Annotated in this window: 16 protein-coding genes; 9 read left to right on the top strand and 7 right to left on the bottom strand. The window is 72.8% G+C overall.

Annotation, left to right across the window (positions count from 1 at the left end; all coding sequences use genetic code 11):
* Positions 1-17: 17 nt before the first annotated feature.
* On the top strand, positions 18-398 hold the full coding sequence (locus AC2XR2_RS10855) for a tetratricopeptide repeat protein (RefSeq protein WP_123760063.1): 381 nt from the start codon (positions 18-20) through the stop codon (positions 396-398).
* A 27-nt stretch (positions 399-425) separates the two neighbouring features.
* Here the strand turns inward: AC2XR2_RS10855 and AC2XR2_RS10850 are convergent, their stop codons facing one another.
* Positions 426-701, bottom strand: a complete 276-nt coding sequence (locus AC2XR2_RS10850; protein ID WP_381301490.1) for a DUF6343 family protein — start codon at positions 699-701, stop codon at positions 426-428.
* Positions 702-766: 65 nt separating this feature from the next.
* Here AC2XR2_RS10850 and AC2XR2_RS10845 point away from each other — a divergent pair, with 65 nt between their 5' ends.
* Both AC2XR2_RS10845 and AC2XR2_RS10840 read left to right on the top strand, forming a co-directional pair.
* Positions 767-1,666 (top strand): acyltransferase domain-containing protein, encoded by a 900-nt coding sequence (locus tag AC2XR2_RS10845; protein WP_330267622.1) that lies wholly within the window; start codon positions 767-769, stop codon positions 1,664-1,666.
* Between the two features lie 72 nt (positions 1,667-1,738).
* Positions 1,739-2,209, top strand: a complete 471-nt coding sequence (locus AC2XR2_RS10840) for a DoxX family protein (protein ID WP_491514917.1) — start codon at positions 1,739-1,741, stop codon at positions 2,207-2,209.
* A gap of 174 nt (positions 2,210-2,383) precedes the next feature.
* Here the strand turns inward: AC2XR2_RS10840 and AC2XR2_RS10835 are convergent, their stop codons facing one another.
* A complete protein-coding gene (locus AC2XR2_RS10835) occupies positions 2,384-2,974 on the bottom strand; it encodes an RNA-binding S4 domain-containing protein (protein ID WP_381301487.1) in 591 nt (196 codons plus the stop codon).
* 65 nt (positions 2,975-3,039) lie between these two features.
* On the opposite strand from AC2XR2_RS10835, the gene AC2XR2_RS10830 reads away from it, so the two are divergent.
* Positions 3,040-3,738, top strand: coding sequence for a uracil-DNA glycosylase (locus AC2XR2_RS10830; protein ID WP_381301486.1), 699 nt, complete (start codon positions 3,040-3,042; stop codon positions 3,736-3,738).
* A 43-nt stretch (positions 3,739-3,781) separates the two neighbouring features.
* Positions 3,782-4,744, top strand: a complete 963-nt coding sequence (gene pip, locus AC2XR2_RS10825) for a prolyl aminopeptidase (protein ID WP_491514916.1) — start codon at positions 3,782-3,784, stop codon at positions 4,742-4,744.
* Here pip and AC2XR2_RS10820 read toward each other — a convergent pair.
* Positions 4,741-5,409 (bottom strand): GntR family transcriptional regulator, encoded by a 669-nt coding sequence (locus AC2XR2_RS10820; protein ID WP_491514915.1) that lies wholly within the window; start codon positions 5,407-5,409, stop codon positions 4,741-4,743. The two genes, pip and AC2XR2_RS10820, sit on opposite strands and share 4 nt — an antisense overlap.
* A 177-nt stretch (positions 5,410-5,586) precedes the next feature.
* Here AC2XR2_RS10820 and AC2XR2_RS10815 point away from each other — a divergent pair, with 177 nt between their 5' ends.
* A complete protein-coding gene (locus tag AC2XR2_RS10815; protein WP_491514914.1) occupies positions 5,587-7,056 on the top strand; it encodes an NCS1 family nucleobase:cation symporter-1 in 1,470 nt (489 codons plus the stop codon).
* Positions 7,057-7,061: 5 nt separating this feature from the next.
* Positions 7,062-7,784: an aspartate/glutamate racemase family protein gene (locus AC2XR2_RS10810; RefSeq protein WP_491514913.1), complete on the top strand. Its 723-nt coding sequence runs from the start codon at positions 7,062-7,064 to the stop codon at positions 7,782-7,784.
* Positions 7,785-8,008: 224 nt separating this feature from the next.
* On the opposite strand, the gene AC2XR2_RS10805 is transcribed toward AC2XR2_RS10810, so the two are convergent.
* The 3 genes from AC2XR2_RS10805 to AC2XR2_RS10795 are packed head-to-tail and all read right to left on the bottom strand — an operon-like array spanning position 8,009 to position 9,530.
* Complete coding sequence (locus tag AC2XR2_RS10805; RefSeq protein WP_491514912.1) at positions 8,009-8,458, bottom strand: GNAT family N-acetyltransferase; 450 nt, start codon at positions 8,456-8,458, stop codon at positions 8,009-8,011.
* The gene (locus tag AC2XR2_RS10800) at positions 8,455-8,874 is read right to left on the bottom strand and encodes a RidA family protein (RefSeq protein WP_330267631.1); all 420 of its coding nucleotides are present in this window, start codon (positions 8,872-8,874) and stop codon (positions 8,455-8,457) included. Before AC2XR2_RS10800 ends, AC2XR2_RS10805 begins: the two co-directional genes overlap by 4 nt.
* Entirely contained in the window at positions 8,871-9,530 is a 660-nt protein-coding gene (locus AC2XR2_RS10795) for a hypothetical protein (protein WP_449348983.1), read from the bottom strand. The genes AC2XR2_RS10800 and AC2XR2_RS10795 overlap by 4 nt, the downstream gene beginning before the upstream one ends.
* A 90-nt stretch (positions 9,531-9,620) precedes the next feature.
* Between AC2XR2_RS10795 and AC2XR2_RS10790 the strand changes: the two genes are divergently transcribed.
* Both AC2XR2_RS10790 and AC2XR2_RS10785 read left to right on the top strand, forming a co-directional pair.
* Positions 9,621-10,382, top strand: coding sequence for a nucleotidyltransferase family protein (locus AC2XR2_RS10790; RefSeq protein ID WP_491518431.1), 762 nt, complete (start codon positions 9,621-9,623; stop codon positions 10,380-10,382).
* A gap of 197 nt (positions 10,383-10,579) precedes the next feature.
* Complete coding sequence (locus AC2XR2_RS10785) at positions 10,580-12,718, top strand: FUSC family protein (protein WP_491514911.1); 2,139 nt, start codon at positions 10,580-10,582, stop codon at positions 12,716-12,718.
* A 19-nt stretch (positions 12,719-12,737) separates the two neighbouring features.
* Here the strand turns inward: AC2XR2_RS10785 and AC2XR2_RS10780 are convergent, their stop codons facing one another.
* Positions 12,738-13,718: an endonuclease/exonuclease/phosphatase family protein gene (locus AC2XR2_RS10780; RefSeq protein WP_491514910.1), complete on the bottom strand. Its 981-nt coding sequence runs from the start codon at positions 13,716-13,718 to the stop codon at positions 12,738-12,740.
* Positions 13,719-13,762 lie beyond the last annotated feature (44 nt).

The following is a 13,762-nucleotide window of genomic DNA, read 5'->3' as shown; positions in this document are numbered from 1 at the left end:
GAGGGAAGGACTGTGCCGTGCCCGAGATCAGCGGATCGACCGGACGTACTCCGGAGACGCATGTCATCGACTTCCGCGCGGCGGAGCAGTTGCTCACCGCGCGGGACCCGCGAGGCGCGGTGAAACTGCTCGACTCCGTCATCGCCGCCCACCCGGAGAACACCGCGGCCCGGCTGCTGCGCGCGCGTGCCTTCTTCGCCGCCGCGCAACTGCGGCCCGCCGAACTGGAGTTCACCATCGTCCTGGAGCGCGAGCCCGACAACGCCTTCGCCCACTTCGCGCTCGCCCGCACCTACGAGCGGCAGGGGCGGCCGGACCAGGCCAGGCGGCACTTCCGGCTGGCGGCCGCGCTGGACCCGAACCCGGAGTTCCTGAAGGCGGCGCGGTTCGAGTCCTGAGACGCCGGCGCCCGTAAGACCGACCGGCTACCTGGGACGGTTCTCCGGCGGGCGGTACGGCGGGATGTCCGGGCCCGGCTGGTAGTGCGGGCCCTGGCGGATGTGCCGCAGGATCAGCCACAGGTCGACGGTGATCACCAGCCACAGCGCGCCGCAGGCGACGGCCCACCCGGGGCGTCCCGCCAGCGCGAACGCCGCCGTGCCGGCGATCGTCCAGACCAGCCCCCACACGCTCAGCCAGAACCTCGCCCGCAGCGCACTGCGTGCTGTCGTCGGCTCACTGCCCGTACGCACAGGGATCATCGCTCCTCATTGCACCGTACTCTTCGTAACGGACGTCACCAAAGGTCCGAGCAGGAGGTCACCGCGTGCTTCCGGATGCCGACGAACTGGCCGAGGTGCTGGTGGAACTCGCCGTACCGCACGAGGACGTGGGCGAACTAGTGCGGATCGGCCGACGGGTCGTCGACGACCCGGAGCTGCGGCGGTTCCTGGAGCACTCCGTCGACGAACTCGTCCGGGGCATGGGGGAGATCGAGGAACCGGTCACCCTGCCCGAGCTCGACTGGCCGGCCGGTGCCCTGCAACGCTGCTTCCCCGTCTACGTGTTCGTGGCCGCGCTGCCCCACACGCGCGCGTACCACCGCTCGCGCGGCATCCCGGCCGACGTCTCCCGGCGCACCCTCGCCGACCTCGGGCGGAACATGGCCATCCACCGCAGGCGGTACGGCAGGGCGGGCGTGCAGTCACCGCGCTGGCTGACCCGGCACTTCCGGGGCGAGCTGTACCAGCTGGGCCGGCTCCAGTTCGAGCGGACCGTGTACGGCCCGTGGAACAAGCGGACGCTCGGCGAGGCCGGGCTGGACATTCCCGCCGGCACGCCCTGTCTGAGCCTGCACATCCCCGAGTTCCTCGGCCCGCTGTCACCCCGGTCCTGTGACCGCTCGCTGGCCCTCGCCGCCGACTTCTTCGGCCGGCACTTCGCGGACGAGCCGCACCGGGCCGCGCTGTGTCATTCCTGGCTGCTCGACCCGCAGTTGAAGCGGTACCTGCCCGCCGACTCCAACATCGTCCGGTTCCAGGAACGCTTCCGGCTGGCCCCCGAGGACGCGGAGCCGGAGGACACCGAGCCGGTGCAGTTCGTGTTCGGGGACCCGGAGCTGGCGGTGGAGAGCCTGCCGCGGCGGACGGTGCTGGAGCGGGCGATCGGCGATCACCTGCGGTCCGGCGGCCACTGGTACATCGGTCACGGCTGGTTTCCCCTGTAGCGATGAGTTCCGGTGCGGGTGCGGGTCCATCTCTCCGACAGCACCACGGACCGCTTCCCACAGGAGACCCCGATGTCCGAGACCACCGCCCCCGTCACCCGCGCCGCCGCCTCCTCCGTCGCCGGCTCCCGTGTCATCGCCGAGTCCTCGACCGCCCGCGGCCGCCGGGCCCGGATCGCCCTGCGCGTCCTCCAGGGCGTGCTCGCCCTGTTCTACGTCTTCGCCAGCGCGCTCCCCAAGCTGATCGCGCACCCCTCGGCCGCCGAGGGCTTCGACAAGATGGGCTGGGGCAGCGCGGGGATGTACATCATCGGCGCGCTCGAACTCGCGGGCGGGATCGCCCTGTTGGTCCCGGTCCTCCAGTCGGTGGCGGCCGTCGCGCTGAGCGGGCTGATGGTCGGCGCGTTCGTCGTCCAGCTCACCTACTTCGACGGGGAGAACGCGGCGACCCCGCTCATCCTGATCGTCCCGCTCGCCCTGATCGCCTGGGCCCGCCGCCGGCACAACGCGGACCTGGTGCGGCTGCTGCGACGACGGGCGTGAGGTGCACTCCACGGCCACGGCGCCGGGGCCGGCCCTGCCCTTCGGGGAGGGGGCCGGTTTCGGCGTGGTGGCCGACGGGGTGTTCCCGCGGGACGCGGGATCGGTGGGCTCCTCGGCGGGCCCGGCAGGGCCCACCAGCTCAGCAGCTCGGGACGCCCGGCCCGCCCGGCCGGTTCAGTTCCTCGACTCACCCGATTCGCGTGAGCCACTCGCGCCACCCGGTCCACCCGGTCCGGCGAAGCGGCCGCGGCGGTTGCCCTCCGCGAGGCCGCGCAGGCGCTCCAGTTCCCGGCGGTCGCGCTTGGTGGGGCGGCCGGCGCCGCGGTCGCGGACACCGGCGGGGGCGAAGGCCGCGCGAGGCGGCGGCGGGGGAGAGTTGTCGACGTAGCACTGGGCGGCCACGGGGGCACCGACCCGCTTGCGGATCAGGCGCTTGACGACGACGATCCGCTCCCGGCCCTCCTGCCGGACCCGCACCTCGTCCCCGACGCGCAGCGAGTGCGCGGGCTTCACGCGCTCGCCGTTCACCTGCACATGCCCGCCCCGGCAGGCGCTGGCTCCCGCGGAACGGGTCTTGACCAGCCGTACGGACCAGATCCAGCTGTCGGTGCGCACGGTCTCGCCGTGCTGCGGCCCGGCCGCCTCCGCGGCGGCGATCGCGGCGACGACCTTCGGGTCCGGTGCGTCAGGGGCCACGGCTTCGGGGGTGACGGCATGGGGAGCCACGGCCCCGGTCTCGTTGTCGTCCGTACGTTCCACAGCCATGGCTCCGACCTTAGTACCCGGGACCGGGTACCCCGGCGTGCTTTTCCTGCCCGTACGGTGGGGGCGTGGACGCCCTCGCCGAGCTCGACCGCCGGATCGCGGACTGCCGTGCCTGTCCCCGGCTGGTCGACTGGCGGGAGGAGGTCGCCCGGACCAAACGGGCCGCCTTCGCCGACTGGACGTACTGGGGGCGGCCCGTGCCCGGGTTCGGACCGGCGGACGCGCGGATGCTGATCGTCGGGCTCGCCCCGGCAGCGCACGGCGGGAACCGCACGGGACGGATGTTCACCGGTGACCGCTCCGGCGACGTGCTGTACCAGGCGCTGTACGACATCGGGCTGGCCTCGCAGCCGACGGCCGTGACCGCCGACGACGGGCTGGAACTGTACGGCGTGCGGGTCACCTCGCCCGTGCACTGCGCGCCGCCCGCCAACAAGCCGACGCCCGGGGAGCGCGACACCTGCCGGCCCTGGCTGGTCCAGGAGCTGAACCTGCTGCGGCCGACCCTGCGGTCCGTCGTCGTGCTCGGCGCCTTCGGCTGGCAGGCGGCGCTGCCCGCGTTCGCGGCGGCCGGCTGGAGCGTGCCCCGGCCGAGGCCCGCCTTCGGGCACGGGGCACGCGTCCCGCTCGACGGCCTCGAACTCTTCGGCTGCTTCCACGTCAGCCAGCGCAACACCTTCACCGGCAAGCTCACGCCCGGGATGCTGAGGGAGGTGCTGGGTACGGCGGCGGAGGTGGCGGGACTGCGGGGTCGTACCGCTTGAAAAGGGGGCGACGACGCCGTCGTACGACGGCTAGGGTCGCCGGATGCCTCTCTACCCGGAGATCGAACCGTACGACCACGGCATGCTCGATGTCGGCGACGGCAATCGCGTGTACTGGGAGACCTGCGGGAATCCGGACGGCAAGCCGGCGGTGGTGCTGCACGGCGGGCCGGGGTCCGGGTGCACGCCCTGGGCGCGCCGGCTGTTCGATCCCGCCCTGTACCGGGTCGTGCTGCTCGACCAGCGGGGCGCCGGGCGGTCCACCCCGCACGCGAGCGCGTACGAGACGGACATGAGCGTCAACACGCTGCCCCGTCTCATCGCGGACCTGGAGTCGTTGCGGCGGCATCTGGGGATCGGGCGGTGGCTGGTGTGGGGGGTGTCGTTCGGGTCGGTGCTGGGGCTGCGGTACGCGCAGACGCATCCTGATGTCGTGACGGAGCTCGTGCTGACGGGGGTGGCGACGGGGTCCGACGCGGAGGTCGCCCTGCTCACCCGGGGGATGGGGAAGATCTTCCCCGAGGCTTTCGAACGGTTCGTGGGCGAGCTGAGCCCCGCCGAGCGGGGCGGGAACCTCGCCGCCGCGTACAACCGGTTGCTGGAGTCGCCCGACGCGGCGGTGCGTGAGCGGGCGGCACAGGCCTGGACGGACTGGGAGACCGCCACCATTCCCGCCCCGCCCGGGTCGGTCGAGCGTTTCCAGGACCCGGTGTTCCGCATGGGCTTCGCCCGTACCGTCACCCACTACTGGGGCAAGGGTCACTTCCTCGACGAGGACGGCGTCGTTCTACGCGACGCGCCCCTGCTGAAGGACGTCCCCGGCACCCTCGTGCAGGGCAGTCTCGACTTCGGCAACCTCCTCGGCACCGTCTGGCGGCTCCATCACGCCTGGCCGGGCAGCGAGTTGACGGTGATCGACGAGGCCGGGCACGGCCCCGGGAACCCCGGAGCGGTCGAGGCGCTGGTGGCGGCGACGGACAGGTACGCGCGCGGCCGGCCCCGCTAGACCGGCTCGTCGGCGTCCCCGAACAACTGCCGTACCGTCGACTCGTAGTTGGTCCGCACGTGTGCCAGCGCGTGCGCGCGGGCCCGCTCCGGGTCGCCGGACGCGATGGCCTCGTACAAGTCGCGGTGCTCGACGAGGAGTTGGGGCCACTCCTCGTTCCGCCGGGTCATCCAGCGCAGGCGCCCCGCAACCGGTTCCAGGGCCTCGACCAGCAGGCTGTTGCGGGCCATCGCCACGATGCTGTCGTGCAGACGGCTGTTGACGTCGGTGATGGCCTCCGCGTCGCCCGCCTCGGTCGCGGCCGCCGCCAGGTCGAGCAGCCGCTCCACCTCGGCGAGGTCCTGCGGGGTGGCGCGGGCCGCGGCGAGCCCGGCGGCGTACACCTCCAGGGCCTCGCGCAGCTCGAAGAGCTCCTTGACGTCGTTCGGGGTCAGTCGCCGTACGACGATCCGGCGCGGTGTCTCGAAGTGGACGAAGCCCTCGGCGACCAGCGCGCGGATCGCCTCGCGGACCGGTACCCGGGAGACCCCGAAGCGGTCGGCGAGCTCCCGCTCCACCAGCCGGTCGCCGGGGCGCAGTCCGCCCGCGATGATCTCCTGCCGCAGGGTGGCCAGGACGCGTTCGCGGACGGCGCCGAGGGGCTCGGTGTTCGTCGTGGAGCTCATGGAGCCATCTTCTCCGACGCGGGACCCGTCGTTGACGCGGGAGCTGTTTTACGGAGCCTTAACGAACGCGACATCGGTCGGACCTCTTGACGGCGGGACCATGTCGGCAGTTTGGTATACCAAAACCGGATGCCAGGCGGCCGCCATCCTCCTCCTGTCCCCGTCCTTGGAGGCCCTGTGTCCCTCGCCGACCGTGCCGAAGTCACCGGCACACCAGCGTTCGTCCCCGATCCCCGGCTCACCAACGAAGACCTGGCGCCCGCGGGCAAGCGGAACTGGAAGGTCTTCGACCTCTTCGCCATGTGGATGTCCGACGTCCACAACCTCGGCAACTACACCTTCGCGGCCGGTCTGCTGGTCCTCGGCATGAACGTCTGGCAGGTCTTCACCTCCCTGCTCGTCGGCTTCGTGCTCATCTACGTCGGCATGAACTGGATGGGGAAGATCGGCCAGCGCCACGGCGTCCCGTTCCCCGTGGTCAGCCGCATCAGCTTCGGTGTGTGGGGCGCCAACATCCCGGCCCTCATCCGGGCCGTGATCGCCATCATGTGGTACGGCATCCAGACCTACCTCGCCTCCGTCGCGGTCAACGTGATGCTGCTGGCCGCCTGGCCGGGACTGGAGTCCTGGACGCACAGCTCCTTCCTCGGCCTCGACGCGCTCGGCTGGGTCTCCTTCCTCTCCCTCTGGCTCGTCCAGGCGCTGATCATCAGCCAGGGCATGGAGTCGGTCAGGAAGTTCCAGGACTTCTGCGGCCCGGCGATCTGGCTCGTCATGATCGCCCTCGCGGTGTGGGTGCTGTCCAAGGCCGGCTGGAGCATCTCGCTCACCACCACCCCGCACCCGGTCTCGGTCGGCGAGCAGTGGCGGCAGTGGTTCGGCGCGATCGGCCTGATCCTCGCCACCTACGGCACGCTGATGCTCAACTTCTGCGACTTCTCCCGCTTCGCGCCGGACTACAAGACCGTCCGCCGCGGCAACTTCTGGGGTCTGCCCATCAACTCCACGGCCTTCGTGGTCGTCTCGGTCATCGTCACCGCGGGCTCGCTGGAGGTCTGGGGCCAGGCCATCACCGACCCGGCGGAGCTGGTCGCCAAGGTCGGCAACACCTGGGTGATGGTCCTGGGCGCGCTCACCTTCGCCGTCGCCACCATGGGCGTCAACATCGTCGCCAACTTCGTCTCCCCGGCGTACGACCTCGCCAACGTCTGGCCGCAGAAGATCACCTTCAAGGTCGGCGGCATGATCAGCACGGTCGCCGCGCTGGTCGTGACCCCGTGGAACCTCTTCTCCAACCCCACGGTCGTCAACTACTTCCTCGGCGGGCTCGGTGCCTTCCTCGGACCGCTGTTCGGCGTGATCATGCTCGACTACTACTGGGTCAAGAAGGGCCGCGTCGACGTCGACGAGCTCTTCAAGGCCGAGCCCGGCTCCCGCTACTACTACCGCAAGGGCGTCAACCCCAAGGCCCTGTGGGCGTTCCTGCCCGCGGCGGGCGTCGCGGGAGTCCTCGCCCTGGTGAAGACCTTCAGCGACGTGGCCCCCTACTCCTGGTTCATCGGTACGGCCCTGGCGGCCGGCCTGTACGCGCTGCTGACCCGGAGCGAGCGAGCCGCTCGTGGGGTCCCCGAGGCCGTGGAGGTCTGAGAGACGTGCGGATCGTCGTCACCAACTGCAACACCACGCAGGAGATGACCGAGGAAATCGTACGAGGTGCCCGGGCCGCCGCAGGCCCGGGCACCACCGTGCTCGGGCTCACCCCCGCGTGGGGTCCCGAGTCCGCGGAGGGCTGGCTCGACAGCTACCTCTCCGCGGCGGCGGTCATCGACCTGCTGCGCACGTACGAGGGTCCTTCCTACGACGCGGTCGTGATGGCCGGCTTCGGTGAGCACGGACGGGAGGGCGTCCGGGAGTTGGTGGACGTACCGGTCGTCGACATCACCGAGGCCGCCGCCCATCTGGCCTGTCTGCTCGGCCGCCGCTACGGCGTGGTGACCACGCTGGAGCGCTCCTGCGGGCAGATCGAGGACAGCCTGGAGCTGGCGGGGGTGGGGCGCAACTGCGCCGCCGTCGTCGGGACGGGGCTCGGCGTGCTCGACCTGGGCGACACCGACCGCACGGAGGCGGCGTTCCTGGCGGCCGCCGAGCGGGTGCGGGAGGCGGGCGCGGAGGTCCTGGTGCTGGGGTGCGCGGGCATGACCGGGTTGCAGCGGACGGTGGGGGAGAAGCTGGGCCTTCCCGTGGTCGACGGGGTAGGGGCGGCCGTGAAGCTGGCGGAGTCCCTGGTGGGCCTGGGGCTCAGCACCAGCCGGGCCGGAAGCTACGCGCGGCCGGTCCCGAAGCGACGCGTGTGGGGGCCGCCGACCGCGCGGTGACCCTTGGGGCCGCTATCGCGGGCAGTGGATATCCCTCGGGCCGTGACCGCCTGCCGTCGGGTGGCTCTCGGGCCGTGACCGCCTGCCGTCGGGTGGCTCTCGGGCCGTGACCGCCTGCCGTCGGGTGGCTCTCGCGCCGCGACCGCCGGCCGCCGGGTGGCTCTCGGGGCTGTGGCCGCTCGCCGCCAGGTGCCCGCCAGGCGGCGCCCCCACCATGGGTGACCTCAGGGGCGCCAGACGTACCGTACGTCCGGCTCCCGTTCCTCGTTGTCGGTGCCGTCGGTGCGTTCGGTCTCGACGAAGCCGTGGCGTTCGTAGAAGCGGTGGGCGGGCTTGTTGACCTGGAAGGTCCACAGGCTCAGGCCCTTTGGACTGCGCTCCTTGGCGAGCGTGACGAACCGGTCGCCGATACCGCGCCCCCGCCAGTCGGGGTCGAGATACAGCTGGGACAGCAGGTCGTCGGCGAGGACCATGAGCCCCACCACCCGTCCCTCCGCCACGGCCACCCAGGTCTCGCGCGCCGGCACCACGACATCCCGTATGTACGCGCGCACCTCGTCGTCGGACCGGGGCCGGACGACCGTGGGCAGCGCCGCGGTGAAGGAGCGCAGATAGACGTCGGCCGTGGCGTCGGCGTCTGCGGCGGTGGCCCGGCGGATGACGACCCCGCTCACCGCGCTGCCCCATCGGGTTCCGGCACGACCGCCGTGGCCGTGATCTCCACCAGCTGGCCGGTGTACCCGAGACAGGCGACCCCGATCAGTGTCGAGGAGTGCGGGCCGCTGCTCAGACCGGACGCCTCGACGACCTCCCACACGGTGGACAGCACCGCGGGCTCGCTGCTCACGACGTGCACGTCGGTCGCCAGCACATGCTCCAAGTCGCTGCCCACCGCGTGCAGTTGCTCTCTCAGGTTCGCGATCACCTGCTCGGCCTGCCGCGCGGGATCCCCCTCACCGACGAGATTCCCCTCGGCGTCCAGCGGAACGGACCCGGCGAGGAACGCGAGCTTCGTGCCGGCCTCGACGACGGAGGCGTGCGAGTAGGTCGGCGGCGGGAAGAGCGCCGGTGCGGTGACGCGCTGGATCACGTGGGCTCCTGGGGGCGGACGAAGGGCAACTTTCCGATCATCGGGGGAGGGGGGCCGGACCGCACCTGATTTTCCGGGCCCGACCGGTCGGCGCACTCCCGGGCGAGGTCCGGGTACGCCTGGGCGATGGCCGCGTAGACCCTGCGCCGCAGCAGCTGTTCCGCGGCCGCGCGTCCGGTGCGGCCGGACAGCCCGTCGAGGATGTCGTCGTAGCGGGCCAGCCGATCGCAGAGACAGGCGACCTTCCAGTGGGCGAGCGGCAACTCCGGTGATCCGCCCTGACGTTCACGGTGTTCGACGGCCAGGGCCGCCAGCTCCTCGGGGGCGAGCACGGGCACCTCGATCGGTTCCGCCGCGATCCGCGCGAGCACCTCCCGCCGCCTGCGCAGCACCGCCTCCCGCACCGCGCCGGACCGCCGGACGGCCACCGCCGAGACAGCCCTGAACTCTTCGCTCCGCTCGACCGCCTCGACCCGCTCGACGCTGTAGAGACGGGTCGGCGGGGCCGTACGGAAGTACGGGTTGGCCCGCCGCAGATCGGGCTCGCCGAGCAGCCGGCGGACCATCCCGGCAGTCCAGCCGCGGGCCCGCAGGCCGGCAGCGGAGAGATACGTGCCCCGCCCCCGAGTGTCCTGATCCTGCTCGCCTGTCGTCATCACTGATCCCCCGTCGCCGTGACACTGAGTGACGACTTCATTGATAACGCGTGGCACTGACAACGGGCCTTCTCGTAGCCTGCGCCCGTGATCCCCACACGCTCCGACGCCGACTTCCTCGACACCACCGCGGACCGCCTCGCCGCCCTGCCCGCCGTCCGGGCCGTGGCCCTCGGCGGCTCCCGGGCCCAGGGCACCGCGCGGCCCGACAGCGACTGGGACCTGGCCGTCTACTACCGGGGCGCGTTCGACCCGGCCGCTCTTCGCGCCGTCGGCTGGGAGGGCGAAGTGTCCGACATCGGCGGCTGGGGCGGCGGGGTGTTCAACGGGGGCGCCTGGCTGACGATCGACGGGCGGCGGGTCGACGTGCACTACCGGGACCTCGACGTGGTGGAGCGCGAACTGGCCGAGGCGGCGCAGGGCCGGTTCCGGGTGGAGCCGTTGCTCTTCCATCTCGCGGGGATTCCCACCTACCTGATCGTGGCCGAGCTCGCCGTCAACCAGGTCCTGCGGGGCGAGCTCCCCCGCCCGGCGGCCTACCCGGAGAAGCTCCGCACCGCCGCCGCCACCCGCTGGCGCGACACCGCCCACCTGACCCTCGCCTACACCGAGGCCAACCACGCCCCGACGGGCCGCCTCACCGAGACCGCGGGCGCCCTCGCCACGGCCGCCGTCCAGATGGGCCACTCCGTGCTGGCCGCGCGGGGGGAGTGGGTGACGAACGAGAAGCGGCTGCTGGAACGGGCCGGGCTGCGCGAGGCCGATCGGATCATCGGGGCGCTGTCGGCGTCGCCCGGGTCGGCCGTGCGCGCGGTCACGGAGACACGGGAGCTGTTCGACCGGGTGGGCTGAGGGGGCGTAGAGCCGCCGTCGGCTCGCTTTCCGGGGTTGCGTTCATAAAGAACGTGGCTTTTGCATGCATCGTCACACGCGGGTAACACAAGCGTCCCGGAGTCTCCAGGAACGCGATCTAACGTGGAGACACCGTTCACCGCCCGGCCACCGTCGCCCGAAGGCACACCCCGCCTCGTTCAGACGACAGGAGCCCTGTGTCACTCGTCCTACCGCCCTGGCTCGCCCACGCCCTGCGTGCTCAACGGGGGCCGATCCCCTGGAGCGCCGTGGTGCGGGGAGCCCTGTCCGCGGGGCCCCTTCTGCTGGCCGGCGTGCTCGCCGACCGCACCTCGCTCGGTGTCGTCGCCGCCATCGCCGCCATGCTGGCCGGGGTCAACGACCGGCCCGGGAGCCGGCGGGCCTCCGTGCCGCGGATCGGGGCGCCGGCGTTCGCGGGGGCGATCGGGATGGCCCTCGGGACGTACGCGGGGGAGTACCTGGGGGCCGTCGCCCTCACCGTCGTGCTCACCCTCGTCGGGCTGGTCGCCGGCGGTGTCAGTGCCGTCGGACCCGTCGCCTCCGGAAGCGGTACGCAGTTGCTCGTCGGGGCGGCGATCGGCGCGGGCATGCCGCTGCCCGAGGAAGGCTGGCTGCGGGCCCTCGCCTACCTCGCCGGAGCCTGCTGGCTGCTCGCGCTGCGGCTCGTGCTGCCCACCCCCGGCGCCCTCGCCGGTGACTTCCGGTTCGACGGCGAGCGGGAGGCCGTCGCCGAGGTGTACGACGCCGTCGCCGCCCTCCTCGACGCCGTCGGCACCGAGCACGCCACCGACCGGCGCGTCGCGCTCACCGCCGCCCTCGATCACGCGCAGGACGCCCTCACCGGCCCCCGGCTGCGGCGGTACGCCAGCTCCTCCACCGAGCGGCGACTGCACGCGCAGTACGCCGCCGCGCTGCCCCTCGCCGAGGCCGCCACCGCGCTCGCCTGGGCCGGAGAGGCGGTGCCGGGGCGGGCCTCCGCCGGGCCCCGGCGGCTCGCCGTGGCCGTACGGGAGAACACGCACACCGGGCCGCTGCCCGCGCCCACCCGGTCGGCTCCCGCGCTGCGGGCGCTCGACGACGCGCTGCTGCGGGCCGCCGAGGCCTTCGACCGGGGGCGGGGCGGCGATCTGCACACGCGCCGGCTCACCGTCCGGGGCGTGCTGCGGTCCGCCCTCGGGGCGGGCGGGCGGGAGTACGGACTGCGGGTCGCCCTCTGCTTCGGGGCCAGCGCCGCCGTCGCACAGGCGCTGCACCACTCCCACTGGTACGGGGAGCACGCGCACTGGTACTGGCTGCCCGCCACCACCGTCTTCCTTGTCAAGCCCGACCTCGGACCGCTCGTCTCCAGGGTGCTGTGCCGGGCCGCCGGAACCGTCCTCGGGGCACTGGTCTTCGCCGGGTTCGCGCTCGTGCTGCCGCGGCCCGAGGGGCTCGTCGCGCTCGTCGCCGTCAGCGGGGCGCTCATCCCCGTGGCCACCCGGCACTTCGCCGCGCAGACCGCCGTCGTCACGGTCCTCGTCCTCGCGCTCGTCATGGTCGGCGGCGAGCCGCAGGCCTCCGCCAGCCGGATCACCGAGACCCTGCTCGCCTGCGCGATCGTGCTGATCGTGGGTCATCTGCCGATGCCGGGGCAGCGGGGCGGGGGAGTGCGGGCCCGGCTGACGGCGGCGGGCGGAGCGGCGGAGGCGTACCTCGCGCATGTCCTGCGGGAGGCCGCGACGCCTGGCGTGGCCGCGCGGGAAGCCGAGAGGCCCGCTCTGCGGGAGACCGGAGGGTCTGACGCGGCCGAGCTGGAGGCTGTGGGGCCGGTTCTGTGGGAGGCCGGACGGTCTGACGCGGCCGAGCTGGAGGCTGAGGGGCCGGTTCTGCGGGAGGCCGGAGGGTCTGACGCGGCCAAGTCGGAGGCCGTGGGGCCTGTTGCGCGGGAAGCCGAGCGGTTCGTTCTGCGGGACACCGCCTGGCCCGCCGTACGGCAGAGCGTGCCGCGCGGCCCCGCCGACGACACCCGGGCCCTGCGCTGGACCCTCCGTCGCGAGGCCTACCGGGCGCTCGCCGAGGCCCGTACCGCCATCGCCCTCGCCGCCGCCGAACTCCCCCCGCTCGCCCGGCACTCGGAGGGCGCCGACGAGATCGTCGCCGTGCTCGAACGGATCGTCGACACGACCACCGCGTGCGCCGTGCACCTCGACGACTCCGGGCGGCTCGCCCCCGAACAGGTCCGACGGCTCGGCGAACTCCTCGACGAACTCCAGCGACTCGACGAGGGCCACCGGCGGGTGGGGGTCCGGCTGCCCGAAGTCCCCCTCGCCGGTTAGGAGTCGGACCGGACCGGAGTCACACCCGGACCCACACCGGCGCGTGGTCCGAGCCGGGCGTCCCCACCCGTTTCCTCGGGTCCTCTTCCACCGAGGGCAGTTCGAGGGCGTCGTCCCGGTGCTCGGGCAGTCCCGTCCCCGCCTCCGCGATGCGCTTGGCCAGACGGTGACTCACCAGGACGTGGTCGATCAGCTCGGCGCGTCCGAAGCTGACGCGGGAGAAGCGGCGCTCCTCGGGTATGCGCGGGGCGATGTCCCACAGCCGGAACGGATCGCCCAGGTCGGACTTGGCGAACGCGCGCGGCTTGTCGAGCTCGGAGCCGGGCGGGCCGAGCAGGATCTGGGTGGTGGCGGCGTTCACCACGTCGTTCATGTCGCCGAGGACGATCACGTCCCGTTCCGTCCCGGCGCCTTCGAGCAGGAAGTCCGCGACCGCGCGCAGGGTCGTCGCCTCGGCCGCCCGTCGGTAGAGGGCGTAGGCGCCGTAGCGGGCCCGTTCGGCCTCGTCGTGCGGCTGGAAGCGGCTCCTGCCCCCGGTGCCCGGGTACGACAGCAGCTTCGACTTCAGATGGGCGACGGCCACGTGGAGCACCCCGTCCGCGGTGTCGGTCTCCACCGCGAGGAAGCCCCGGCTGGTCTCCCGGTCGTGCGCGTCCGGCTCGGCGCCGTCGTCGCCCTGCACGGGACGCAGCAGCTCCGCGAACACATGGGTGTCCCGCCGTATCCGCAGCGGGGTGCGGCTGAGGAAGCCGACCCGGATGCCCCTGCGGTCGGCGTGCCGGGAGAGCGCAGTGTGCCACTGCCCGCCGGCCGCCTTGGCCAGATCGGCGAGCGTCTCCTCCTGCCTGACCTCCTGCACTCCCAGCAGCGCCGGGTCGAGCGCGGTGATCACGGAGGCCAGGGCCTCCACCTTCGCCTCGTACTCGGCCTCTGTCCTGGGCGCGCCGTCGCCGCTGCGCGGCAGCATCAGATTCTCTAGATTCCAGGTGCCGACGAGCATGCCGGACCCCTTCCGGAAGGCGTACGACGGGCGGTGATGAGGCC

The organism is Streptomyces sp. LS-MS-L19 (assembly GCF_058382285.1).
This window is presented reverse-complemented; position numbering and strand designations above follow the sequence as displayed.

Bases quoted from the DNA above. Each gene is read 5' to 3' on its own strand.
- AC2XR2_RS10850 (WP_381301490.1), bottom strand. From the start codon at position 701: ATGATCCCTGTGCGTACGGGCAGTGAGCCGACGACAGCACGCAGTGCG.
- AC2XR2_RS10795 (WP_449348983.1), bottom strand. From the start codon at position 9,530: ATGACGACAGGCGAGCAGGATCAGGACACTCGGGGGCGGGGCACGTAT.
- AC2XR2_RS10780 (WP_491514910.1), bottom strand. From the start codon at position 13,718: ATGCTCGTCGGCACCTGGAATCTAGAGAATCTGATGCTGCCGCGCAGC.
- AC2XR2_RS10820 (WP_491514915.1), bottom strand. From the start codon at position 5,409: ATGAGCTCCACGACGAACACCGAGCCCCTCGGCGCCGTCCGCGAACGC.
- AC2XR2_RS10835 (WP_381301487.1), bottom strand. From the start codon at position 2,974: ATGGCTGTGGAACGTACGGACGACAACGAGACCGGGGCCGTGGCTCCC.
- pip (WP_491514916.1), top strand. From the start codon at position 3,782: ATGCCTCTCTACCCGGAGATCGAACCGTACGACCACGGCATGCTCGAT.
- AC2XR2_RS10840 (WP_491514917.1), top strand. From the start codon at position 1,739: ATGTCCGAGACCACCGCCCCCGTCACCCGCGCCGCCGCCTCCTCCGTC.